Genomic DNA, 23,464 nt, shown 5'->3' on the forward strand with positions numbered 1-23,464 from the left:
AGTAATTCTCCTATATCTACTTACGTAGATAAGATGCAAATGCAGAACTGTAATATGTACTTAATTCGTTATGAGCTTGGACAACAAGAGAAGCCGCTATGTTTTCCTGTTCGGCCAATTCAAGTCCTTTTTCAGGCGTCAGTGCGCCAAAAGCCGCTGCAAAGGCCTCAGCCTGCAAGCCATTATCTGCAATAACAGCAGCGGCATGAATACGACTACCAGCCGTTGATCGGGCCTCCCACCCCAGCGATTGGTCATCATTCGCTGTGTTCTGATGGTCAATAAATATTGCCGATGCATCCCGATCAGTCAGTTCAACAACAGGTAAGGGCTGATCACCAAACTGTCCAAGAATAGCTATCATGATACGCCAAGGCTGATCATCGCTCTTACGGCCATGCGTACGGATGATGCCTCCTAACTCAACAAGATAATCTGTGACGTTTTCGGTGACTAGATAGTCAGCAATCCGGTCTACCGCATATCCATTGATAATGGCGGTAAGGTCAACGTGTACCGGACGATACTTGATCAATGCGGTCCCGATAAGTTGCACACCATGATAAACGTCCTTGCCGGAAGCTGCAGCTATAACGCTATCACTCTTACCACTACGCGTCATGGCAACTTCTTCAACCAGAGCGTTTTTGGAAGAACTGCTTACAGTGAAAGCGCCATTGGTCAATAGCGTCATGGTCAATGCATATGCATCACCTGGGCCATAGGCGCTGAAAGCAGCAAAACTCACCGCTCGCCGTGTCGTTGATCAGGGCAAGCTCCGAGCCGCCGGGATAATTAGGCGCTATCAATGCCTCAATATCGGCAAGGGTAGTATTGATCCCTTCCTGAAGCGACTGTAACCGTGCCTCATCATAGCTGCCCACTATTTTGATGCTATAGCCTGTCGTTAAAAACGTACCAGACAATACATAGGTATGCGAACCCGTACATCCAGTAACAAACAGGGCCAGTCCCAAAAGGACCAGCCCTGTTGTTACTCTGATACAGCTTCGCGTCATCCGCCAAAATCGTCTAATAGAATATTTTCCGGCTCGACACCAAGATCAGTCAGCATCTTGATCACGGAAGCATTCATCATGGGAGGCCCACACATATAATATTCACAGTCCTCAGGAGCCGGGTGGTCCTTCAGATAACGCTCATAAAGAACGTTGTGGATGAACCCTGTCGGCCCTTCCCAATTATCCTCAGGCTGCGGATCGGACAATGCCAGATGCCATTCAAAATTCTCGTTTTCTTCGGCGAGTTTATCGTATTCATCATTGTAGAAAGACTCACGCACCGAGCGGGCCCCATACCAGAACGAAATCTTACGATCACTTTTCAAGCGCTTAAGCTGATCGAAGATATGGCTGCGCATGGGTGCCATCCCTGCACCGCCACCAATGAAGATCATTTCGGCATCGGTATTTTTAGCAAAAAACTCACCAAACGGTCCGTATACCGTAACCTTATCGCCTTCCTTCAAACTAAATACCCAAGACGACATTAGCCCTGGCGGATGGCTGCTATTGGGCGGCGGCGTTGCCACACGGATGTTGAACTTAAGGATGCCTTTCTCTTCAGGATAGTTGGCCATCGAGTAGGCACGAATAACCGGCTCACTGGTCTTTCCTTCAAGATTGAACAGGCTGAACTTTTCCCAGTCACCGCGATATTCTTCGGGAATATCGAAATCCTTGAACTTGACATCGTAGGGCGGCGCTTCGAGCTGCATATAGCCACCGGCACGGAAGGCCACATTCTCGCCCTCCGGCAAACGTAACGTCAGTTCCTTGATAAAGGTGGCAACATTGGGATTGGACACCACGGTACATTCCCATTTCTTGACGCCAAAGACCTCTTCCGGCACCTGGATTTTCATATCCTGCTTAACAGGCACCTGACAGGATAGCCGCCAGCCCTCCTTCTTCTCACGCATGGTGAAATGGCTTTCTTCGGTAGGCAATATTGACCCACCCCCCTCACTCACACGGCACTTACACTGCGCACAGGAACCGCCGCCGCCGCACGCAGAGGAAAGAAATATTCCATTGGCGGCCAAGGTCTGCAGTAATTTGCCACCAGCCTGCGTCGTCACTTTGCTCGCCGGATCATCATTGATCTCGATGGTTACGTCGCCGCTGCTGACCAACCGGCTGCGCGCGGCCAGAATCACGATGACCAATCCCACTACGATCGCAGTGAACATGACGACGCCGATCAGTATGACGGATGTATCGACCATGTCATTTCCCTATATTCTTTACTTATCGACTACTAAGAATCTGGCTTGTTTTTAGAGCTGAACGCCGGAAAAAGACATAAAGCCCAACGACATCAGACCTACGGTTAAGAAAGTAATGCCCAAGCCCTGCAGTCCCGCCGGAACATCACTGTATTTGAGCCGCTCACGGATACCCGCCAACGCGGTAATGGCCAATGCCCAGCCTATACCCGCACCTGCACCGTAAATAACCGACTCACCAAAGGCATAGTCGCGCTGCACCATGAACAAGGACGCACCCATGATGGCGCAGTTCACTGTAATCAGCGGCAGATAAACACCTAGTGCGTTGTAAAGCGCCGGCACGAACTTATCGAGGACCATTTCCAGAATCTGGACAATCGCCGCGATAACGCCGATGTAACTCAACAAGCCCAAAAACGTGAGATCGATATTTTCAGCGCCTTCGATGCCCGTCCATGTCAAGGCACCGCCCTTGAGCAGATAGTTCAGGATAAGATTGTTGACCGGTACCGTTATGGTCAACACAACCACTACGGCAACCCCAAGGCCAATCGCAGACTGCACTTTCTTGGATACCGCCAGAAACGTGCACATGCCCAGGAAGAAGGCCAGTGCCATGTTCTCCACGAACACGGCCTTGATGAACAGACTCAGATAGAGTTCGAACATTTACACGGCCTCCTGCGCTTTGGTATTGGCAGTAATCTTGTATTCGGCTTTCTCTACCTGTTCGGGGCTAATGCTGCGCATGGCCCAGATCAGCAAACCGATGACAAAAAATGCCGAAGGCGGCAGTAGCATCAACCCGTTAGTCATGTACCAACCGCCATCTTTGATCGAAGCAAATACCGTATAGCCAAAAATGGAGCCTGAACCGAACAGTTCACGAACAAAACCAACAACTAACAGAATGAGGCTATAGCCTAGCCCGTTACCAACGCCATCAAGAAAGCTCAAGCCCGGCCCATTTTGCATGGCATAAGCTTCGGCACGCCCCATGACGATGCAATTGGTAATGATCAAGCCGACGAAAACTGACAGCTGCTTCGACAGGTCATACGCATAGGCGCGTAATAACTGATCGACCACGATAACCAGCGAGGCAATGATCGTCATCTGCACGATAATGCGGATCGATGACGGGATATGCTGACGAATCAGCGAGACGAAAAAGCTCGAAAACGCTGTTACCGCAATAACTGCAAGCCCCATTACCAGCGAGGTTTGCATGGAATTGGTCACAGCCAACGCTGAACAGATCCCCAGGATCTGCAGCGTAATCGGGTTGTTTCTGAAAACGGGCGTCGTCAGAAGCCCAGTAGGCGTATCGGCTGCCATGATTATGCTCCTCCAGTCGTATCGCGAAAGCGTGACAGGTACTGAGCAAAGCCTTGCTCACCCATCCAGAACTGCAGCAGGTTGGTCACGCCGCGGCTAGTTAATGTCGCGCCAGAAAGCGCATCGACTTTATGTTCGGCATCGGGGGTACCGCTATCTACACCACCCTTGACCAGGCGAATAGTAGGCTCGGTACTGTCTTGCGGATAGATTTTCTTACCTTTCCACAGTGCCTTCCAGGAGGGATTATCAACTTCCCCACCAAGACCAGGCGTTTCCCCTTGATCATAAAAGGATAACCCGAGCACGGTATTACCGTCGCCTTCAAGCGCCAGATAGCCAAGCATTAACGACCACAGCCCTTGGCCACGTACAGGCAAAATGATCTCATCAGGATTTTGCTCATCGCCTACAAGATAAACGACCGCATAATTTTCACGTCGGCCGATACCGGCAATATCATTACCTCCCAGCGAACGAGACTGCGCGGGGTCGGCAGCGGCAGCCGTCTGACTGTAAGTAGCAGGATCGATGTTCTCTTCATACTCGCCAGTATCCAGATTCACCACCTTCGGTGTGATCTGGGAAAACTGCTGTTGAACATCGCCCCCTGACTCGAGCAGACCAGCGACTTGCAAAATATTGGTTTTGCGGTCGAGTTCCTGATTCTGATGCTGGATCGGGCGCAGCATGACCGCTGCACTCGACACCACTACCGAACAAACCACACATAGCGAAAGAGCGACAATAAGCGTTTTCTTGACCGAGTTATTGTTGGCCATTACGCGGTCTCCTCAGTAACAGGGGGCTGCGCCAAGCGTTTCTGGCGACGCTTGATATTGGCCTGAATCACGAAATGGTCGATCAATGGGGCGAACAGGTTGGAAAACAGGATTGCCAGCATGATGCCTTCCGGAAATGCCGGGTTGGCGACGCGAATCAGGATCGTCATCAAACCGATCAGCGCCCCGAAAATGAATTTACCTGTATTGGTCATGGATGCCGATACGGGATCGGTAGCCATAAAGACCATACCGAAGGCAAAACCACCCACTACAAAATGCCAATACCAAGGCATGGCAAACATCGGGTTCGTTGCTGAGCCTGCCCAGTTGAACAAGTAGGACGTAGCAACCATGCCAACAAACACACCCAACACGATGCGCCAGGATGCCACACGTGTAAACAGCAATACTGCAAGACCTATCAGAATCATCAGTGTCGACGTTTCACCCACCGACCCCGGGATGAAGCCGAAGAAGGCGTCACTCCACGACATCTGTTGATGAAGCTGGTCCATTCCGCCTTGCTGCGCGGTTGATAATGCGGTCGCACCGGTATAACCATCTGCAGCGACCCATACAGCGTCACCGGAAATCTGAGCAGGATATGCAAAATACAGAAACGCCCTTCCTGTCAGCGCTGGGTTAAGGAAGTTCTTGCCGGTTCCGCCGAAAACCTCTTTACCGATCACAACGCCGAAGGTGATCCCGAGCGCTACCTGCCAGAGCGGAATAGTCGGAGGCAAAATCAACGCAAACAGTACGGAGGTAACAAAGAAGCCTTCATTGACCTCATGACCGCGCTTGATTGCAAACAGCACCTCCCAAAACCCACCGATCACAAAGGTCACCAGATAGATAGGCAGGAAACAGGCCGCACCCAGGGCAAAGTTGGCCCAGATGCTATTGGGATCATGACTGCCGGCCAGTGCCATGACGAGCGTTTCGCGCCAGCCTTCAATGGCACCGTAGCCTTGGGCAATCGCAACATTGGCCTGCAGGCCGGCGTTATACATACCAAAAAACATCGCCGGAAAGGTACACAGCCATACCGTAATCATGATGCGCTTCAGATCAATACCGTCACGCACATGCGCCGTGGTTCTGGTCACACTGGCCGGAGAATAAAAAATTGTATCAACAGCCTCGTAGAGCGCGTAGTAACGCTCATACTTACCGCCCTTGTGAAAACTCGGCTCGATCTTGTCGAGAAACTGGCGAATCCCCATCGTTAAGCCTCTTTCTCAATCGTATTGAGGTTGTCGCGCAGGATAGGACCGTATTCATACTTGCCTGGGCACACGTAGGTACACAAGGCGAGATCCTCTTCATCCAGCTCCAGACAGCCAAGCTGCATGGCGACTTCAATATCGCCAACAATCAGGGCGCGCAACAGGTGCGTGGGCAGGATATCCAGCGGCATTACTCGTTCATAGGAGCCTACAGGCACCATGGCGCGCTCAGAACCGTTGGTATTGGTATTCGGCTTGTATTGATTCAACCCGAACATATGAGACATATAAATGCCCAGAATGGAATGCCGTTTACGTCCGGGTGATAGCCACCCTAGAGCGGCACGCTTGTCGCCCTCTTCAATGAGGCTTATCTGATTATGATAGCGCCCCAAATAAGCCACTGATCCCGTAGCGGTCTGGCCACCGAATACGGAGCCTGAAATGACGCGGGTATCTTCGGGCAACTCGACCTCATTGGCCAGCAACTCATCAAGAGCGGCGCCCAGTCTCGTACGCACCAGACGAGGATTCTTGGCCCGAGGCCCACCGATGGCAATGATCCGTGAAACATCCAGCCGACCTTCGGCAAAAAGCGTCCCGATCGCAATCACATCCTGATAGCCAATCGTCCAAACCTGACGACTCAGACCGACAGGTGAAAGAAAATGAATGTGCGTACCGGCAAGACCCGCAGGGTGTGGCCCTTTAAAATGTTCGAACTGAACACCCTTGATATCATCTCCTGGAATGCCGATCTCAGGTGCCTGACAAACGAATACTCGCCCTGCCGTCAGACGTGTCAAAACCCTCAAACCATGAGCAAAAGCTTCAGGCGATTCCTTGATGATAACCGCTGGATCAGCAGCGAGAGGATGCGTATCGATAGCGGTAACAAAGATGTTGGCAGGATGTGCATCCAGCGCAGGAACGCGTGAAAAGGGACGTGTCCGAAAAGCAGTCCACAGTCCACTGCCATTAAGCTGATCGACGACCGTCTGACGCTCTAACCCTTCCAGAGCATCGCGCTGATAGACAGGAAACGATTCCACTGCAGCGGAATCGTCAACGCGAATAACCACAGAGAGCAAACGACGCTTTTCGCCCCGATTGATGGCTACCACTTCACCTGCCGCCGGTGCTGTGTAACGCACACCTTCGGTTTTCTTATCCGTGAAGAGCGTTTGGCCAAGCGTCACCTTGTCTCCCTCGCGCACTTCCATCGTCGGCTTCATCCCGGTGTAATCCGAGCCCAGGACAGCCACGTGACGCACGGCGCCAGCATCTTCGATGCGCTGCGCAGGCGCCCCAGCGATGGGGAGATCCAGGCCTCGTTTGACTTCGATCATAGTCTCGCCCAAATATCAGATCTGATTCTGCCAAGTAATCCGGGATTGACAGGCTCCATTATCATGATGCCCGTACAGCTGGGTGTGTTCGCTGCGCCCCTCTATTTCTTTTTAGGATCAGATGTTTGTATCGATGGTCCACACACGGCGAACCCGTAAAAAGTCGGGGGTATTATAAGGATGGAGCTGGTGAAAAACCACACGAGTACTATGAGAACGTTTATAAAGCCATGCGCATTCGACTAAAGTCGAACACGCATGACCATTTTACTACTGATTAGCTGTCTTCGGGCAACGACAGAAAAGTCACCCCCGACATATGTTGAACAAGACGAACAACCTGACAACTGTAACCGAACTCATTGTCGTACCAGACATAGACAACGACCTGCTTGCCGTCAGCAATGGTGGCCTCACCATCAACAATCCCTGCATGACGATTGCCCACGAAGTCCGAAGACACTACCTCCGGGGAGCACACGTAGTCTATCTGGCGGCGAAGCGAAGAGCCTACTGCCATTTCGCGAAGATAGGCATTAAGCGCATCACGATCGGTCGGGGTAGTGAGCGTTAGGTTCAGGATAGCCATCGACACGTTGGGTGTCGGTACACGAATGGCATTGCCGGTCAGCTTGCCCGCCATTTCAGGCAACGCCTTGGCAACAGCTTTGGCAGCCCCCGTTTCCGTCAACACCATATTCAGTGCCGCGCTACGCCCGCGACGATCACCCTTGTGATAGTTATCGATCAGATTCTGGTCATTGGTGTAAGAGTGTACCGTTTCGACATGACCATGCTCGATACCAAAGCGGTCGCTTATCGCCTTGAGAACCGGCGTGATGGCATTGGTGGTACATGAGGCCGCCGATAGAATCTTATCGTTATCAGTAATCTTGCCCTGATTGATACCGCTGACGATATTTTTAATGTTGCCTTTACCCGGCGCCGTCAGTAGTACCTTTTTTACCCCTTTGGACTTCAAGTGTTGCGAAAGTCCCTCTTCGTCACGCCATTTCCCTGTGTTATCGACGACGATGGCATCACTGATGCCATAAGCGGTGTAATCGATCTGATCAGGCGCATCAGCATTAATGATCTGAATGTAATTACCGTTGGCGATCAGAGCATTATTGTCTTCATCAAGCGTAATGGTGCCTTGAAATGGACCATGTACCGAGTCGCGCCGTAATAGGCTGGCGCGTTTTACCAAGTCAGCACTTTGCCCACGAACTACGATCGCACGTAACCGCAGCAGATTACCGCCGCCACTTTTTTCAATCAGAATGCGTGCCAGCAAACGACCGATACGGCCAAAACCGTAGAGCACAACGTCTTGGTGATTGCTGTCGTCAGGATGCGCCTTGTGCCGACCGATAATCGATGCAAGTGCTTCTTTCAAAAAGGCCGCGGGATCATTGTTTCCTGAGCGTTTGAACGCTACAGCCAACTTGCCGAGATCGATATGGGCCGGCCCGGGAGACAGCTCGGTCAGCGCTTTGACTAAAGGCAACGTATCGTGAACGGTGAGCTCTATGTTCTCTATCTTGCGAACGTAGCGATGGTCTTTAAGAATGCGGATGACAGACTGTTTAAAAAGAGCACGCCCATAAAGCAGTGGCACAATATTGTATTTTCGGTAGAGCTGACCAAGCAGTGGGACCATCTCTTCTGCTAGCGCCTCTTGCGCCTGCCATTGCTGGAAACATACATCGCGCTTTTCTTGACTCACGGGCTTATTCCTATACGGACTCTCGGTAGGTTAAACAGACGCAACCTCCGCGATGCTGGCCCATTATGTTAACGCTATCTTTATCGATGGCACGTCATGACGATATGACGCCAGAAATGTGCCAGGACACAGCACGCAAGTTGCGCGTCTGGTACGGCAAGGCGGGGGCATTATGAGAACAATGAATCGACAACGACAACGGCACTATGGTCGCAGCGCATGTAGCTCTACTACAAAAGGCGAATAATCTAAAGTTTAAGATGAGGTTGAAAATAGTCATGAAGGCGACCGTAGCTGATCGCCTCGTTAGAAGAAACTTCAAGGCTGAAGTGATGCATTCAGCCTGCAAGACGTTGTGGCCTCGTGTCACGCTAAACGCTACTTTTTATCCCTCCGGGCACGTGTGGTGACCTTCGCCCCGAATGGCCCGGCAATGGATCAATACATCGTCATCCAGCTCACGGCGAATGGTCCCATAACCCTTGGTACTCTTAAACGACTTCACCATGCATGTCGCTCTCGCTGGCATGCTGTTTCGACGTCAAGGTTTGTTCTGCCTGATAATATCCATTATATCGTTTAAACCGTGGCATCACTTCTTGACTACAAGAAACTCAACAAGATAGCGACAATAAAATTTTCCATTGAAACCGAGCGTAACACCCCCCATCTTTTACTTATTCTTGCCACCTTGCGACACGGAACCCTTCAAACCGACCATGCCCGTGCAAAGCTCACTCTATAGTCCGTTATTCCCGCCGGAACCCAACGCGATACGAGAAACCTGTTATTGGCAGCAACCGTCTGGTAGCGCTGGCGCACTCGCCTTGGCTTCTCTTGCTGCCAAGGCAGAATCGCCCCTTCTGGTAATTACGCCGGATACGGCAACGGCGCAACGGCTCGAAACCACACTGGCATTTTTCGGTACGCCATCCGCGCAGGTTCTCCCCTTTCCCGATTGGGAAACACTGCCATATGACAGTTTCTCTCCTCATCAGGATATTGTTTCGACACGGTTGCGGACGCTGCGGCAATTACAAAATGGCGTTTCCGGCATAGTTCTGGTCTCCATCAACACCTTGATGCAGCGCTTGCCGCCAACGGACTATGTGGCAGTACAGGCGCTTTCGCTCGAAACCGGCATGCGCATCGACCGAGAGAAATTCCGTGCCCAACTCCAACGGGCGGGCTACCGCGCTGTTGAAACGGTCTATGATCCCGGGGAATACACTTTCCGCGGTGCATTGATTGATCTTTATCCTGTCGGAAGTGAAGTACCCCTGCGTATCGATCTATTCGATGACGAGATCGATACCCTACGCACCTTCGACCCTGATACTCAGCGCTCTCATGACAAGGTCGAGCGTATTGAATTATTACCAGCGCATGAATATCCGCTGACCCCCGAAGCGATTGCGCAATTCCGCGAAGGGTTCGAAACCCTGTTTGACGTCGACCCACGCCAAAGCCCTCTTTATCTGGATGCCCTAAAAGGTATCCCTTCGCCAGGACTTGAACAGTACTTGCCGCTATTTTTTGAACAGACGGCCACCTTGTTCGATCATATGGGGGCGGATACCAGGGTTGCCCTACTACCGGGAGTCTTTGAGGCCGCCGAGGCACACTGGCGGTCGATTGAAAGCCGTTTCGAGAATCTCGGTGTCGATCCGACACGTCCACTACTGCCACCGGTAAAGGTCTTCATACCGGCAGCAGAGCTGTTCGGTATCATCAATCGTCATCTGAGAGTGCAATGGCAACAAGAACCTACTGCGCACACTTACGCCTTTGCCACTCAAGCGCCTCCCGATGTTGCTATCGATGCACGCAGTACAGCACCGCTCAAACGTCTTGAAAGCTTTTTAAATAGTCATAGAGAGCTACGCATTCTGTTTGTCGCCGAATCCCGCGGCCGCCGTGAAGCGCTGATCGAAACGCTTGCACCTTTGCGATTGGAACTGCCCGAAATCGCAAGCTGGCATGATTTTCTCCAAGGTGAGATGCGGACTGCCATCACGGCCGGTGATGTCGATGCAGGCCTGTGGCTTGATGATCCCCATATGGTGATGATTACCGAGTCTGAACTGTATGGCGAAGTCGTCCGTCAAACCCGTCGCCGCGCCAAGGCAACCGATGATAATGAAATGGCTGTGCGCCACCTTTCTGAGCTCAAGCCAGGCGCTCCCGTGGTTCACTACACGCATGGTGTAGGACGTTACCTGGGCCTTGAAACAATATCGGCCGGTGGGCAGGCAGCAGAGTTTCTGTCACTTGAATATGCCGACGGCGCTCGTCTCTACGTGCCTGTTGATAGCTTGCATCTGATTTCTCGCTATAGCGGCGCCAATGATGAACTGGCCCCCCTGCATAAGCTTGGCTCGGATCACTGGGACAAGGCCAAGCGTCGTGCGGCAGAAAAAGTACGCGATACCGCAGCCGAACTACTCGATGTCTATGCACGCCGTGAAGCGCGAGAAGGCTACGCTTGCGAACTGCCTGGCGAGGAATATGCCCGCTTTATCGCTCGCTTCCCGTTTGAGGAAACACCTGACCAGCGTATTGCTATCGAAGCGGTAATTCATGACATGACATCACCCCAGCCCATGGACCGAGTCGTCTGTGGTGATGTTGGCTTCGGCAAGACGGAAGTAGCCATGCGTGCGGCATTTCTGGCGGTACACTCGGGCCGCCAGGTCGCCGTACTGGTGCCTACCACGCTACTTGCACAGCAACATTACGATAACTTCCGGGACCGCTTCGCTGATACCGCTATCGATATCGAGATCCTGTCACGCTTCAAGACCGGCAAGATTCAGTCACAGGCAATGGAGCGCATCAGCGATGGACGTGCCGATATCGTCATAGGCACGCACAAGATGCTTGGTCGTGAGCTTGATTTTGCCAATCTAGGGCTGGTCATCATTGATGAGGAGCATCGTTTTGGGGTTGCGCAGAAGGAAAAATTCAAACAGCTACGCGCTGAAGTGGACATCCTTACGCTGACTGCGACACCGATTCCCCGTACGCTGTCGATGGCGATGAGCGGCATGCGCGACCTGTCCATCATTGCTACACCACCGGCGCGGCGCCTGTCGGTCAAGACGTTTGTTCAGCAGCGTAATGAGGCCACCCTCAAGGAAGCGATCCTGCGCGAGTTACTCCGTGGCGGCCAGGTCTATTACCTTCATAATGAGGTCAAGAGCATCGAAGCAAGCGCACAAAAAGTACGTGAGCTGGTGCCGGATGCCCGCGTCGGCGTCGCTCATGGTCAGATGCCCGAACGTTCACTCGAACGAGCGATGTCGGACTTCTACCATAAACGTTTCAATGTCCTGGTATGCTCTACCATTATCGAGACCGGTATTGACGTGCCAAGCGCCAACACCATCATTATCGAACGTGCAGACAAGTTCGGCCTCGCGCAGCTGCATCAGCTTCGCGGGCGTGTAGGTCGCTCGCACCATCAGGCCTACGCCTACCTGCTCACGCCACCACCCAAGCAGATGACCACGGATGCGATAAAACGCCTTGAAGCGATTACACAATCCGATGACCTGGGAGCAGGTTTCACCTTGGCAAGTCATGATCTTGAAATTCGTGGCGCAGGTGAGCTGCTTGGTGAAGAGCAGAGCGGCCAGATTGAGACAATTGGCTACGGCTTGTACATGGAAATGCTCGACCGTGCCGTCAAGGCCATTCGCGCCGGGAAAACGCCTAACATCGATGCTCCGCTGGATGAAGGCATCGAAGTCAGTCTTAACCTGCCGGCGTTGATTCCCGCAGATTACATGCATGACGTCCAGCAGCGACTTGTCATGTACAAGCGTATCGCCAACGCCAGTAACGAAGGTGAGCTTAGAGAGCTGCAGGTTGAATTGATCGACCGCTTTGGTCTACTGCCCGAGCAGGTCAAACACCTGTTTAGGCAGACGAAACTACGTCAGCGCGCCACGCGTCTTGGCATTATTCGTCTTGAAGCCGGCGACACTCGCGGACGCATCCAGTTCGGTACACAGACTGATGTTGATCCCTTCACCCTTGTTCAACTGATTCAGAAGGACCCGACCCACTTCAAACTCGATGGTGCCGATACACTACGTTTCGAAGCTGACATGGCAACGCCGGAAGCACGCTTCAAGGCCATTGAACGGCTGCTCGATCGTCTCAATGAAAAAGCTAAGGCAGCGTGAGCAAATGCCGCGCTAGAAGCACATGCATCATCAAAGAGCCCGCCTATTGGCGGGCTCTTTTGCGTAAGCAATAGCGGATTCACGTTATGCAGATGCAGTGACTATTCTTGAGGAGCCGCCTCATTTTTTAAAAGCGCAGCAATCAAGCGTTTCACTCGTTCGATCCCTCCTACTAGCGCCTGCTCAATTTCCGCCATGGTGATCTCACCTTCGACCACGCCTGCAGCAGGATTGACGACCAGCGCCAGGCAAGCGTAATCGAGCGACAGCTCACGCGCCAAGACCGCCTCAGGCATTCCAGTCATCCCGACCAGACTGCAGCCATCGCGCGCCATGCGGGCAATTTCAGCAGCTGTTTCAAGTCTAGGGCCCTGCGTGCAGCCATACACGCCACCTTCGATTAGCTGCTCGCCACAGATCACAGCGGCCCGAGCGATTTCAGCCCGTAGGCACTCACTGTAAGGCCAAGAAAAATCAATATGCTTTAAAGGCTTGAAGCGACCATCGAAATATGTCGCCTCACGATCATGGGTATAATCGATCAACTGATCGGGCACGACAAGCGCACCCGAGCCCAGTGCTGGATCGATACTGCCTACCGCGTTTATACCCACCACGTGCGTAGCACCGGCCTGCTTGAGCGCCCACAAATTGGCCCGATAATTGACGCGATGCGGCGGCAACTTATGCGGATGCCCATGGCGCGCCAGAAAAAGCAATTCACGGTCATTCAGGCTTCCGTGGATCACGCCAGCAGATGCCGCCCCCAATGGCGTCTCCGATGAATGGCGCTTGAGCACTTCAAGCCCCGCCATCTCGGTCAGCCCCGTTCCTCCAATGACTGCCAACATGCCCTACTCCTTCACTCTGCTATCACAGGCACTTAAAGGCCCTTGGGAGCAAAAATCCCCGGCGCGTTGCGCCAGTATCCCTTGTAATCCATACCGAAACCGAACACATAGCGGTCCTCGACATCAAGGCTGCAGAAATCAGCTTTTAAGCCAGGCACGGCCTTACGGTTGTGGCGCTTATCAACCAGTACTGCCGTAGAGACGCTTTTCGCCCCCGCTTCCTTGCAATACTCAAGGATCGCGGCCAGGGTCGCGCCTTCATCCAAGATGTCATCGACAATGACAACGTGGCGTCCTGCCATCGGCACTTCAGGGGAGACACGCCAGAACAGCTCCCCTCCGCGCAGACCGCCGCGATAGCGTGTGGCATGAAGATAATCGACTTCAAGGGGGAACCCGAGACGGGTTAAAAGATGCCCCGTGGTAATCAGTCCTCCGTTCATAACACAGTAAAATACCGGCAGTTTATCGCCGAGCTTGGCGGTAATCTCTTCGGCCATGCGATCCAGAGCGGTTTCGACAGCCGCCTGAGGCACCAGGCAGTCTGCCTGCTCCATCAAGGTGCGCATATCGAGATAGTGACGTTCATGATCGTGGGAAAGAGGTTTGTCAGGCATTAGTGTCTTGCTCTTGAGAATTTGGGTCGTCGGCTGGCCCGCCACGCGGGCGAGGAGCATCATCCGGTTCATGCCCATGCGCCTGTTCATCCTGTGATGGCGATCTTTCATCGTCCTGATCGTCCTGTAAGGAACGCTCAGCAATGGAAACCGCTTTCGGCACATAGACCTTCGAACTTGGCAGGGCCAGCTCAGCGCCGTGATCATAGATGATATCGCGCGCTTTCAGGAGTACATCCTGCTTGATTTCATGAAATCGCTGCCAATCTGTCACCTTGGTAAAGGCATAGATGAAGATATCCAGCGAATACGAGCTAAAGTGATTGAAGTTGACGGTAATCAACTCGTCCTGATCGATTTCATCATGCTGCTCCAGCATATCTTTGATATCCGCAACAATGGCGTTAATAGCCGCGGCATCGTCATAACGAATTCCGATCGTTTCCCACAGGCGGCGGTGATTCATCCGTGAAGGATTTTCAACAACGATACGGTTAAAGACAGCATTGGGGACATACAACGGTGGGCCTGAAAAGGTACGGATACGTGTCAGACGCCAACCGATATCCTCTACGATCCCCTCGATATTACGATCGGGTGAGCGCACCCAGTCACCCAATTTGAAGGGGCGATCGATATGGATCACCATCCCACCATAAAAATTCGACAATAGATCACGCGCCGCAAAACCAGCGACCAAGCCACCAAGGCCACCAAATGCCAGTACGCCGGAAATTGACATCCCGAGCAGCTGAAGCGTTATCAGTCCGACCACAGTGAAAATAACAGCGCCGATAAGCTTGGTCAGCGCCGCAGCTGTGGTCTGATCCATGGGCTTTGCGTGATTGGCGGCAGGCGGGTAGACCAGCCGCTGTTCCATCTGCTTGATAAAGCGAATACCGAACCAAGTGACTAATGCCATGGTCATCAGCCCACCAGCACGCAAAATATATTCATATGCCCAGTGGATATCAAAATGGCGCGATAAAATCAGCGCGGAAGCCGTTAATGCCAATACCCAGAACCACAAACGCAGTGGCATACACAGCGCCATGACCAATATATCGTCCCAGCGACTTCGCGTATGACGAAGCTTCTTGCCCAATCGGTTAAACGTGAAGTTTGTTGTCAGGTCCAGGGCAAGCGCCACCACCATCAACGCGACAGGCACCACTAGCCAGCCGGGGAACCACGTATTGGTTTCGGCCCAGTGTTGTATGTCCTGCAGAATATTCGTGGCATCGGAGCTGTTTGGCATAATCCCTCGCGCTGTGCTCAAGATGGAGACACGCTGACGGTTAGCCCATTCCTTGTCAGCCTATTGGTTAAATGACCTAACTGTCACCCAACGCCTGAAGGCGCGCATGGGTACGCCGCCAGCGGGTCAGCGCTTCCAGCGCCTCCAGGGAAGGACGAGCTCGTGTATAGCGTAGACGAGATAGACGCCGTGCTCGTTCGTGATCGAACTCAAGCGCCTCAAGCGCCTCACATGCTGCTTCACGATCATTGCACATCAGCACCATGTCGCAGCCAGCGTCAATGGCAGCACGAGCACGCTCGCCTGGGCCTCCGGCGATATGCGCACCGTGCATGGAAAGATCATCCGAGATGATGGCTCCCTTGAACTTGAAGGTCTCTCGCAGCAATCCAAGCCAGCTTGACGAGAACCCCGCGGGACGCTTATCGAAACGGGAATAACGCACGTGAGCAGGCATGATAGCGCCCAAACGTGATGCTAGGCGCTCAAACGGGATCAGATCCCGATTACGAATTTCCTCGAAAGGGCGGTCATCTTCAGGCAACGCGATATGGGAATCGAGCGTCACACTGCCATGTCCGGGATAATGCTTGCCTACCGCTGACATGCCAGCTTCCTGTAAGCCTTCTACGAATGCCCCAGCAAGGCTGGCTACCACGTCGGGCTCGCTTGAAAACGCGCGATTACCTATGGCGGGACAACGCTCATCATCAACATCGAGCACCGGTGCGAAGGAGAAATCGAGTCCGCATGCGGCCATTTCCATGCCTAGCAACCAACCGGTATCCTGAGCAAGGATAATCGCCTCTTGCGGCGCGGTGGCATGCATTGCTCCGAATACAGCCATCGGCGGCAAACGGGTAACACCCGTCTGCAAGCGTTGCACCCTCCCACCTTCCTGATCAATCGCCAGCAGAATATCGGCACGTTCGCGCCTGATCTGCTCACATAGCGCCAAGACTTGAGCAGGCTCTTCGACATTACGTGCAAAAAGAATGACGCCGCCCAGTGCAGGATCTGCAAGCACCTTACGATCTTCAGCATCAAGTGAGGTACCTGCGATATCAAGCATCACTGGGCCCAATGATTGGGTCATGATGTGGCTTCTCCTCTAGAAGTCATGATGTCGTCCCGTCGACATGTTCAGTCCAAGCGCTCTGCACGCTCAAATGGCCGCACCGCGTACGTAACCATATCGTTGACTGTCTGCCATTACGAAGCTAAGCAATATGCCGCTTCAGGCTGGCAGACCATCCAATGTAGCGCTATTGCTTGCATACCCACACAACCTGGATACAATTACAGGCTGTATACACTAACACTGGTGAGAGCGCATGATACGACCGTTAACTCCGCGCCAGCAGGATGTATTTGACTACATTCAGCGCACGCTACAAGAACTTGGCTATCCACCTACCCGGGCCGAGATTGCAAAGGCGCTAGGTTTCCGCTCTCCCAACGCGGCCGAAGAACATCTGCGTGCGCTAAAGAAAAAAGGCGTCATCGAGATGATCCCCGGTACCTCACGCGGCATTCGGTTGCCCAACCTCGCCGTCAACGACCCGCAAGGGCTGCCTGTCATTGGCGAAGTTGCTGCAGGCAATCCCATTCTCGCGACCGAACATATCGCCCGCTACTGCCCATTACCCGCCGATTTTTTCACGCCGAACGCTGATTACTTGCTGCGGGTACGGGGGCTATCGATGCGGGACGCCGGAATTCTTGAAGGCGATCTGCTCGCAGTACATCGTACCAGCGATGTTCGTAATGGCCAGATCGTGATCGCACGCCTTGATGATGAAGTTACGGTTAAGCGATTTCAGCGTCACGGACAGCATGTGCAATTGGTTGCAGAAAATCCAGACTTCGCTCCCATTGACGTCGACCTTACTCAGCAGTCTTTAGAAATTGAAGGTATTGGTGTAGGTGTCATTCGCGGTGGGGATGGTCAGGGATTGCATTGACCGTTACGCTTGGCATAACAAAAAAGCTTGCGATCATCGCAAGCTTTTTTCGTTACACAACATATGAAAACGCAGCTCAATGCACTGTCGCCGGCGGCTCGTCGTCGTCTTCAAACATTTCCTCGCCGTCCCACAGCTTCGTGCGCGTAATGGCATGATCGATCATTTCACGCGCCACGTCGAAACGGCTATGGCGCAACAGTTCCAGAGCCTCTTCAGAGAAGCGGATACTGACCAATGGTTTACCTTCGCCTTCTGAAGGCCTCAATACGACTTCACCATCAGCGAGCTCGACGATTTCCAGAATAGCGGTTTCGGACACTCGACACCTCTCGGTCTGATGACGGCCACTCTAGCGCCTTGGCTGGGTGGTCGTTAACGAAAAGCGACCACGGCAAATGCCATGGTCGCTTGTTGACAACATTTTAACATTCCCTACCGCCAGCGTCACCACTCAACGCCGGTTTCGCGCAGTTCTGGCAACAACCGTCTGAATTCATCAATGTACCAACGCACCTCATCGCTAAGCCCGGCCTGCTGAGTCGTCACAATAACAGCCGCTTGCTGCTCACGACGCGCGACGCCGTCACTGCCATGCAACTTATCGATATTGGCAAGCAACCTTGCCAGCCAGCTGTCATTCTCGCTCAGCAACATGCGTAGCCGCTCAATCTCTGCCACAGCACGAGGCGGCTGTTCCAGCACTTCACGCCAAGGAACCCCCGTCCAGCGGCAGGTTTCACAGACTTCCGCTATCAACGAGGCCAAGGCCAGCTCCAGCATGGCAACCGCTCCCTCCTCACACGCCATACGGCGCGCCTCATGATGTTCATCGGCTGCTGATGCCGATAACAGAGGCGCCGCCAGTAACAGCTCTGCCTGGTAAAGAAGCTGATTAGTCCGTGAACGGGCGCTCATGCCCTGCCCTCTTCATTCATGACTGTATTCATGCTCACGACGCCTTACTCTTACGTTTATCTTCGACATGCCAGCGTTCTCCTTCATAGACCGCCCGCCAGCCCGTAGCCTTGCCATCCTCTTCCGTCATGACGTACTGGCTTTTCGTCTTGCGCGAAAAACGAATCTGCGCAGGCAGTCCATCGGGGTCTTCAACCGGGGCGTCGAGAAGGAAGTGGTATTTCTCCGGCAACTCCCCAGCATGTGCCTTAAGCTCTTTAACTAGCGGCGGCCGGGTTTCGCGATTTTTCGGGAACTGACTCGCCGCCAGAAACAGGCCACTTGCACCATCACGCAGCACGTAATGATCATCTACCTTCTGGCAGGCCAGCTCCGGCATCGGAATCGGGTCTATCTTGGGCGGCGCGGCCTCTCCGCTTTTTAACAACTTACGTGTGTTCTTGCAGTCATCATTGGTACAGGCAAAGTACTTACCGAACCGGCCTGCCCGCAACTGCATCTCAGAACCACATTTGTCGCACTCGATTGTCGGGCCTTCATATCCCTTGAGCTTGAATTTACCTTCTTCAATCTCGTAGCCGCTGCAATCAGGGCTATTACCGCAGACGTGGAGCTTACGCGTCTCATCAATCAGATAACTGTCCATCGCTGTGCCACATTTCGGGCAGCGGCGCTTGGCACGCAGCGCATCCGTTTCAGCGTTTTCATCGGCATCTATCGGAACCGCTTCCTCACCAGGAATGAGGTCGATAGTGGTCTTGCAGCGCTCTTTAGGCGGTAGGTTATAACCTGAACACCCCAGAAATACGCCGGTCGAGGCAGTGCGTATCTGCATCTTGCGCCCACATGTCGGGCAGTCGATGTCTGTCTCGACAGGCTGATTGGGGCGCATGCCATTCGTTTGCTCGGCATGTTCCAGCTTGTGCTTGAAGTCACCATAAAACTCGTCAAGCAAGGCGCGCCAATTACGCCCTCCACCCGCGACATCATCCAGTCCATCTTCCATCCGCGCGGTAAAGCCGTAGTCCATCAAGTCCTGGAATGATTCAACAAGACGGTCGGTAACAATGTCACCCAGCTTTTCAGCATAGAAACGGCGATTCTCAAGCCGCACGTAACCGCGGTCCTGAATCGTCGAGATAATCGAGGCGTATGTCGAAGGCCGTCCGATACCGCGCTTCTCCATCTCCTTGACCAGGCTCGCCTCGGTATAACGCGCTGACGGTTTGGTGAAATGCTGCTGGGGATGCAACGCTTCAAGTGATAGGGCTGTTCCCTCAGGGATGTCCGGCAGCGCTTGATCTTCATCTTTTTTTCCGCCCGGCTTCATGACACGCGTATAGCCATCGAACTTGAGCACACGGCCCTTGGCACGCAACTCATAGCCCTGGGTATCGATAGTCAGCGTCGAGGAAAGATACTCTGCAGGCGTCATCTGACACGCCACAAACTGTCGCCAAATCAACTCATAAAGACGTTCGGCATCGCGCTCCATGCCATTGAGATCGCTAGCCTGTCGCGTCACATCAGAAGGACGAATGGCTTCGTGAGCCTCCTGTGCGCCCTCTTTACTGGAATAAACATTGGGCGCTTGCGGCAGATAGCGCTTACCGAATTGCTTCTCGATATAGCCACGTGCCATGTCCACTGCATCACGGGAAAGATTGGTGGAATCAGTACGCATGTACGTGATGTAGCCGGCCTCATATAGGCGCTGTGCCATCATCATCGTCTTCTTGACTGAAAATCCTAGGCGACCGCTTGCAGCCTGCTGAAGCGTCGAGGTAATGAACGGCGCATTGGGCTTGCTTGAGGTTGGCTTATCCTCTCGCGCGGTAATCTTTAGCGCTGCTTTTCTAAGCGCTGCGACACGTTCAAGCGTTTCGGCTTCGGATGTCGGGCGGAACGTCTTGCCATCCTGCCGCACAAGTTCGAAGCGAATCAGCTCGCCGTTGCCGTCAGCGAGATCGGCATGTACATCCCAGAACTCTTCGGGTACAAACGCACGAATCTCTCTCTCACGCTCGACAATCAACCGCACCGCAACCGATTGAACACGACCGGCAGACAAGCCTCGTGCCACCTTGTTCCATAGCAGCGGAGACAGCATGAAGCCCACCACGCGATCAAGATAGCGACGCGCCTGTTGCGCATGAACACGCTCCATCTTGAGATCGCCCGGATCATCAAAGGCTTGGCGAATGGCATTTTTGGTAATCTCATTGAATACCACACGCCGATAACGCTCGGGATCGCCCCCGATGATTTCACGCAGATGCCAGGCGATCGCCTCGCCTTCACGGTCAAGGTCGGTTGCGAGATAAACGGCATCGGCCTTTTCTGCCAGCTTCTTTAACTCATCGACAACCTTTTCCTTGCCTGGAAGCACCTCATAATGGGCTTCCCAGCCATGTTCGGGGTCAACCCCCATACGGCGAATGAGCTGACTCCAGCCCTTCTGCTTTTTATATGCCTCCTTTTCATCAGGTGACATCTTGCGCGTCGCGGCGGCTTGACGTGCGCGCTCGCTCGGATCGGTTGTGGTTTTACCGGAGCCGCTGGTCGGCAGGTCACGAATATGACCAACACTCGACTTCACGATAAAATCGTTGCCGAGATACTTGTTAATAGTCTTGGCTTTAGCCGGCGACTCAACGATCACCAGTGACTTACCCATAGCTCTCCGTCTCTTTCTACCGAATACATCGGCTTTTCGAACAATGCAGGTGTTAACCTGCCTGTGTGCCGCAAAAATGCGCCTACCCTACCCCAGCCACCAGGATCACGCCAGTTGCTTTGACAGCGCGAGAACGATGTCCAAATCACTCATGCTGGCGTCCGTCGTTCTGTCATGCTGAAATATGGGCCATGTTCAATGATGATTATTTCCTTCAAACAGCTCATCATTGTTGAAAGGCGCAGTTGTATGAATCATTCATCAACTAGACCTAAAATTCGTCACCAACTTCGCTCACACTAGCCCGGCGCCGCTGGCCTGACAAATATTGCGTATGTTTTGCTCATTACTGCCATGCCTAATGCCATGACAGAAACACGAATGCAGGCAAACATTGTAATAGCCATACGCCACCGCCTAATGGTTTAACATCCACATTCTTTTGCGCAAGGAGACAGCTCTCATGCCGCATGCGTTACACGAACCGATCCGTCGTACCAAGATTGTCGCCACCCTCGGTCCAGCCAGTGATCGCGAGGGAGTGCTTGATGCCATGATACGTGCCGGCGTCGATGTCGTTCGCCTAAACTTCTCGCATGGTAATGCCGACGATCATCGCCAGCGGGTCGAAGCAGTACGCGCGGCAGCTCAGCGTCATAACCGCAACGTTGCCATCCTGGGTGACCTGCAAGGGCCCAAGATTCGTATCGCACGCTTCAAGGATGGCCCGATTGAACTCCAGGAGGGACAGCCTTTTGTTATCGACATGTCGCTCGAGCGTGATGCCGGTGACGAAACGCAGGTCGGCTGCGATTACAAAGAATTGGCCGACGACGTCACCGCCGGTGATGTGCTGCTGCTTGATGATGGCCGCGTTGTTTTTGAGGTCACTAACGTCGCGAAGCCGCGTATCGAATGTCGAGTGAAGGTTGGGGGTAAACTCTCCAATAACAAGGGCATCAACAAACAAGGTGGCGGTCTGTCTGCTGAAGCGCTGACCGAAAAAGATCGCGAAGACATGAAAACCGCGGTCGCCCTTGATGTTGACTATCTCGCCGTATCTTTTCCGCGTTCGGGCCGTGATATGGAACTCGCGCGTGAATTGCTCGGCGAAGAAGGTAAAAATATCGCGCTGGTGGCCAAAGTTGAACGTGCCGAAGCGGTAGCTGACGAGGCAACACTGGACAGCATCATTCTTGCCTCTGAAGCCGTCATGGTAGCTCGTGGCGACTTGGGCGTTGAAATTGGCGATGCTCAGTTGATCGGTGTGCAAAAACGTATGATTGCCCGCGCCCGTACCCTGAACCGCGCGGTAATCACTGCGACCCAGATGATGGAATCGATGATTGAGTCGCCGCTGCCGACGCGCGCCGAGGTGTTCGACGTTGCCAACGCCGTTCTTGACGGCACCGATGCGGTCATGTGTTCGGCTGAAACCGCAGCCGGCAAGTTTCCTGTTGAAACGATCGAAGCGATGGATCGCTGCTGTCTTGGCGCCGAACGTGAGCGTGCCGCCCAGCTTTCCAAGCACCGCATGACCGATGAATTCACACGCATTGATGAGACTGTTGCGTTGTCAGCCATGTACGCGGCTAACCACCTCACCGGTGTAGCGGCGATTGCCTGCCTGACCGAAACGGGATATACGCCGTTAATCGCGTCACGTATCCGCTCTGGATTACCCATCATTGCCCTCTCCAGTCATCCACGTACGCTACGACGCATGGCCCTGTATCGGGGAGTGGTTGCCATTCCGTTCAATACCGACGAAATGCCCACTACTGAGGTCAATCGCCGTGCTGTTGCAGAACTGGAGAAGCGCAACATTGCTTCGGAAGGCGACTATGTCATTCTGACGCGTGGTGATCATGTCGACGCTCAGAGCGGCACAAATGCCATGAAGATAATACAAGTTGGCGGCCATATCGGCTAAAACGGTAAGCAGCGATCAGCTGAATATGTGGCCAGGCGTATCAACGATATGCCTGGCCTTTTACTAACCAAGACACAGCAAGCCAAGATGACTAGCTGACATCAGCACCGATATTTTTTCCTCCTTTCCTGTTACTACCCGGTTGTCCTCATTGTCCCCTCGCGTTGCTTTTTGCATAGCAGGCCTCTGCACCATTAATGCACGCTCAACATTCGCTCACGCACCAAGATCAAACACCAGAAGAAGACTTGTGCATTAATGTGGTGCAACAAATAAATGCCTTTGAACAATGCCTCGATAAGCTATTGATTTTAAATATTATTTAAGTTGGTACATTTTGTGCATAAATATACAGGCTGCACAATTATCAATCGC

Annotated in this window: 20 protein-coding genes; 3 read left to right on the forward strand and 17 right to left on the reverse strand. The window is 53.1% G+C overall.

The genetic code is table 11. The features are described from left to right. Nucleotides 1-16: 16 nt before the first annotated feature. From C3Z11_RS06335 to C3Z11_RS06375, 10 genes are all read right to left on the reverse strand, one after another. Entirely contained in the window at nt 17-748 is a 732-nt protein-coding gene (locus C3Z11_RS06335) for an FAD:protein FMN transferase (RefSeq protein WP_106477113.1), read from the reverse strand. Beyond that, complete coding sequence (locus tag C3Z11_RS16760) at nt 711-1,019, reverse strand: hypothetical protein (protein ID WP_158700934.1); 309 nt, start codon at nt 1,017-1,019, stop codon at nt 711-713. The genes C3Z11_RS06335 and C3Z11_RS16760 overlap by 38 nt, the downstream gene beginning before the upstream one ends. Continuing rightward, the gene (nqrF, locus tag C3Z11_RS06340) at nt 1,016-2,248 is read right to left on the reverse strand and encodes an NADH:ubiquinone reductase (Na(+)-transporting) subunit F (protein WP_106477114.1); all 1,233 of its coding nucleotides are present in this window, start codon (nt 2,246-2,248) and stop codon (nt 1,016-1,018) included. Before nqrF ends, C3Z11_RS16760 begins: the two co-directional genes overlap by 4 nt. Nucleotides 2,249-2,299: 51 nt before the next feature. Then, the gene (gene nqrE / locus C3Z11_RS06345) at nt 2,300-2,920 is read right to left on the reverse strand and encodes an NADH:ubiquinone reductase (Na(+)-transporting) subunit E (protein WP_106477115.1); all 621 of its coding nucleotides are present in this window, start codon (nt 2,918-2,920) and stop codon (nt 2,300-2,302) included. Then, nucleotides 2,921-3,589, reverse strand: a complete 669-nt coding sequence (locus C3Z11_RS06350; RefSeq protein ID WP_106477116.1) for an NADH:ubiquinone reductase (Na(+)-transporting) subunit D — start codon at nt 3,587-3,589, stop codon at nt 2,921-2,923. Nucleotides 3,590-3,591: 2 nt separating this feature from the next. After that, a complete protein-coding gene (locus C3Z11_RS06355; RefSeq protein WP_106477117.1) occupies nt 3,592-4,371 on the reverse strand; it encodes a Na(+)-translocating NADH-quinone reductase subunit C in 780 nt (259 codons plus the stop codon). Further along, a complete protein-coding gene (locus C3Z11_RS06360) occupies nt 4,371-5,600 on the reverse strand; it encodes an NADH:ubiquinone reductase (Na(+)-transporting) subunit B (protein WP_106477118.1) in 1,230 nt (409 codons plus the stop codon). The genes C3Z11_RS06355 and C3Z11_RS06360 overlap by 1 nt, the downstream gene beginning before the upstream one ends. Nucleotides 5,601-5,602: 2 nt before the next feature. After that, a complete protein-coding gene (locus C3Z11_RS06365; RefSeq protein ID WP_106477119.1) occupies nt 5,603-6,952 on the reverse strand; it encodes a Na(+)-translocating NADH-quinone reductase subunit A in 1,350 nt (449 codons plus the stop codon). A 277-nt stretch (nt 6,953-7,229) separates the two neighbouring features. Beyond that, the gene (locus C3Z11_RS06370; protein ID WP_106477120.1) at nt 7,230-8,681 is read right to left on the reverse strand and encodes a glyceraldehyde-3-phosphate dehydrogenase; all 1,452 of its coding nucleotides are present in this window, start codon (nt 8,679-8,681) and stop codon (nt 7,230-7,232) included. 385 nt (nt 8,682-9,066) lie between these two features. Continuing rightward, entirely contained in the window at nt 9,067-9,210 is a 144-nt protein-coding gene (locus tag C3Z11_RS06375; RefSeq protein ID WP_106477121.1) for a cold shock domain-containing protein, read from the reverse strand. A 190-nt stretch (nt 9,211-9,400) separates the two neighbouring features. Between C3Z11_RS06375 and mfd the strand changes: the two genes are divergently transcribed. Then, a complete protein-coding gene (gene mfd, locus C3Z11_RS06380) occupies nt 9,401-12,871 on the forward strand; it encodes a transcription-repair coupling factor (protein WP_106477122.1) in 3,471 nt (1,156 codons plus the stop codon). A gap of 101 nt (nt 12,872-12,972) precedes the next feature. Here mfd and C3Z11_RS06385 read toward each other — a convergent pair whose 3' ends face one another. From C3Z11_RS06385 to nagZ, 4 genes are all read right to left on the reverse strand, one after another. After that, nucleotides 12,973-13,722: an S-methyl-5'-thioinosine phosphorylase gene (locus C3Z11_RS06385; RefSeq protein ID WP_106477123.1), complete on the reverse strand. Its 750-nt coding sequence runs from the start codon at nt 13,720-13,722 to the stop codon at nt 12,973-12,975. A 32-nt stretch (nt 13,723-13,754) separates the two neighbouring features. Next, on the reverse strand, nt 13,755-14,339 hold the full coding sequence (locus tag C3Z11_RS06390) for a hypoxanthine-guanine phosphoribosyltransferase (RefSeq protein WP_106477124.1): 585 nt from the start codon (nt 14,337-14,339) through the stop codon (nt 13,755-13,757). Then, nucleotides 14,332-15,597, reverse strand: a complete 1,266-nt coding sequence (locus C3Z11_RS06395) for a mechanosensitive ion channel family protein (RefSeq protein ID WP_106477125.1) — start codon at nt 15,595-15,597, stop codon at nt 14,332-14,334. The genes C3Z11_RS06390 and C3Z11_RS06395 overlap by 8 nt, the downstream gene beginning before the upstream one ends. 76 nt (nt 15,598-15,673) lie before the next feature. Beyond that, nucleotides 15,674-16,693: a beta-N-acetylhexosaminidase gene (nagZ, locus tag C3Z11_RS06400; protein ID WP_106477126.1), complete on the reverse strand. Its 1,020-nt coding sequence runs from the start codon at nt 16,691-16,693 to the stop codon at nt 15,674-15,676. A gap of 238 nt (nt 16,694-16,931) precedes the next feature. On the opposite strand from nagZ, the gene lexA reads away from it, so the two are divergent. Beyond that, nucleotides 16,932-17,561 carry a transcriptional repressor LexA gene (gene lexA / locus C3Z11_RS06405; RefSeq protein ID WP_106477127.1) on the forward strand — a complete coding sequence of 210 codons (630 nt, stop codon included), beginning with the start codon at nt 16,932-16,934 and terminating at the stop codon, nt 17,559-17,561. Nucleotides 17,562-17,637: 76 nt separating this feature from the next. Here lexA and C3Z11_RS06410 read toward each other — a convergent pair whose 3' ends face one another. The 3 genes from C3Z11_RS06410 to topA form a co-directional block, all read right to left on the reverse strand. Beyond that, nucleotides 17,638-17,883, reverse strand: a complete 246-nt coding sequence (locus C3Z11_RS06410; protein WP_106477128.1) for a hypothetical protein — start codon at nt 17,881-17,883, stop codon at nt 17,638-17,640. A gap of 125 nt (nt 17,884-18,008) precedes the next feature. Beyond that, nucleotides 18,009-18,479: a DUF6586 family protein gene (locus C3Z11_RS06415; RefSeq protein ID WP_106477129.1), complete on the reverse strand. Its 471-nt coding sequence runs from the start codon at nt 18,477-18,479 to the stop codon at nt 18,009-18,011. Nucleotides 18,480-18,513: 34 nt separating this feature from the next. After that, entirely contained in the window at nt 18,514-21,156 is a 2,643-nt protein-coding gene (gene topA, locus C3Z11_RS06420; protein WP_106477130.1) for a type I DNA topoisomerase, read from the reverse strand. A 463-nt stretch (nt 21,157-21,619) separates the two neighbouring features. Here topA and pyk point away from each other — a divergent pair, with 463 nt between their 5' ends. Continuing rightward, nucleotides 21,620-23,089: a pyruvate kinase gene (pyk, locus tag C3Z11_RS06425; protein WP_106477131.1), complete on the forward strand. Its 1,470-nt coding sequence runs from the start codon at nt 21,620-21,622 to the stop codon at nt 23,087-23,089. The last annotated feature ends 375 nt before the right edge of the window (nt 23,090-23,464 follow it).

The sequence above is a fragment of the Phytohalomonas tamaricis genome (genome assembly GCF_003012345.1).
Classification (GTDB): domain Bacteria; phylum Pseudomonadota; class Gammaproteobacteria; order Pseudomonadales; family Halomonadaceae; genus Phytohalomonas; species Phytohalomonas tamaricis.

Bases quoted from the DNA above. Each gene is read 5' to 3' on its own strand.
- C3Z11_RS16760 (WP_158700934.1), bottom strand. From the start codon at position 1,019: ATGACGCGAAGCTGTATCAGAGTAACAACAGGGCTGGTCCTTTTGGGA.
- nqrF (WP_106477114.1), bottom strand. From the start codon at position 2,248: ATGGTCGATACATCCGTCATACTGATCGGCGTCGTCATGTTCACTGCG.
- nqrE (WP_106477115.1), bottom strand. From the start codon at position 2,920: ATGTTCGAACTCTATCTGAGTCTGTTCATCAAGGCCGTGTTCGTGGAG.
- C3Z11_RS06350 (WP_106477116.1), bottom strand. From the start codon at position 3,589: ATGGCAGCCGATACGCCTACTGGGCTTCTGACGACGCCCGTTTTCAGA.
- C3Z11_RS06355 (WP_106477117.1), bottom strand. From the start codon at position 4,371: ATGGCCAACAATAACTCGGTCAAGAAAACGCTTATTGTCGCTCTTTCG.
- C3Z11_RS06360 (WP_106477118.1), bottom strand. From the start codon at position 5,600: ATGGGGATTCGCCAGTTTCTCGACAAGATCGAGCCGAGTTTTCACAAG.
- C3Z11_RS06365 (WP_106477119.1), bottom strand. From the start codon at position 6,952: ATGATCGAAGTCAAACGAGGCCTGGATCTCCCCATCGCTGGGGCGCCT.
- C3Z11_RS06375 (WP_106477121.1), bottom strand. From the start codon at position 9,210: ATGCCAGCGAGAGCGACATGCATGGTGAAGTCGTTTAAGAGTACCAAG.
- mfd (WP_106477122.1), top strand. From the start codon at position 9,401: ATGCCCGTGCAAAGCTCACTCTATAGTCCGTTATTCCCGCCGGAACCC.
- C3Z11_RS06385 (WP_106477123.1), bottom strand. From the start codon at position 13,722: ATGTTGGCAGTCATTGGAGGAACGGGGCTGACCGAGATGGCGGGGCTT.
- C3Z11_RS06390 (WP_106477124.1), bottom strand. From the start codon at position 14,339: ATGCCTGACAAACCTCTTTCCCACGATCATGAACGTCACTATCTCGAT.
- C3Z11_RS06395 (WP_106477125.1), bottom strand. From the start codon at position 15,597: ATGCCAAACAGCTCCGATGCCACGAATATTCTGCAGGACATACAACAC.
- nagZ (WP_106477126.1), bottom strand. From the start codon at position 16,693: ATGACCCAATCATTGGGCCCAGTGATGCTTGATATCGCAGGTACCTCA.
- lexA (WP_106477127.1), top strand. From the start codon at position 16,932: ATGATACGACCGTTAACTCCGCGCCAGCAGGATGTATTTGACTACATT.
- C3Z11_RS06415 (WP_106477129.1), bottom strand. From the start codon at position 18,479: ATGAGCGCCCGTTCACGGACTAATCAGCTTCTTTACCAGGCAGAGCTG.
- topA (WP_106477130.1), bottom strand. From the start codon at position 21,156: ATGGGTAAGTCACTGGTGATCGTTGAGTCGCCGGCTAAAGCCAAGACT.
- pyk (WP_106477131.1), top strand. From the start codon at position 21,620: ATGCCGCATGCGTTACACGAACCGATCCGTCGTACCAAGATTGTCGCC.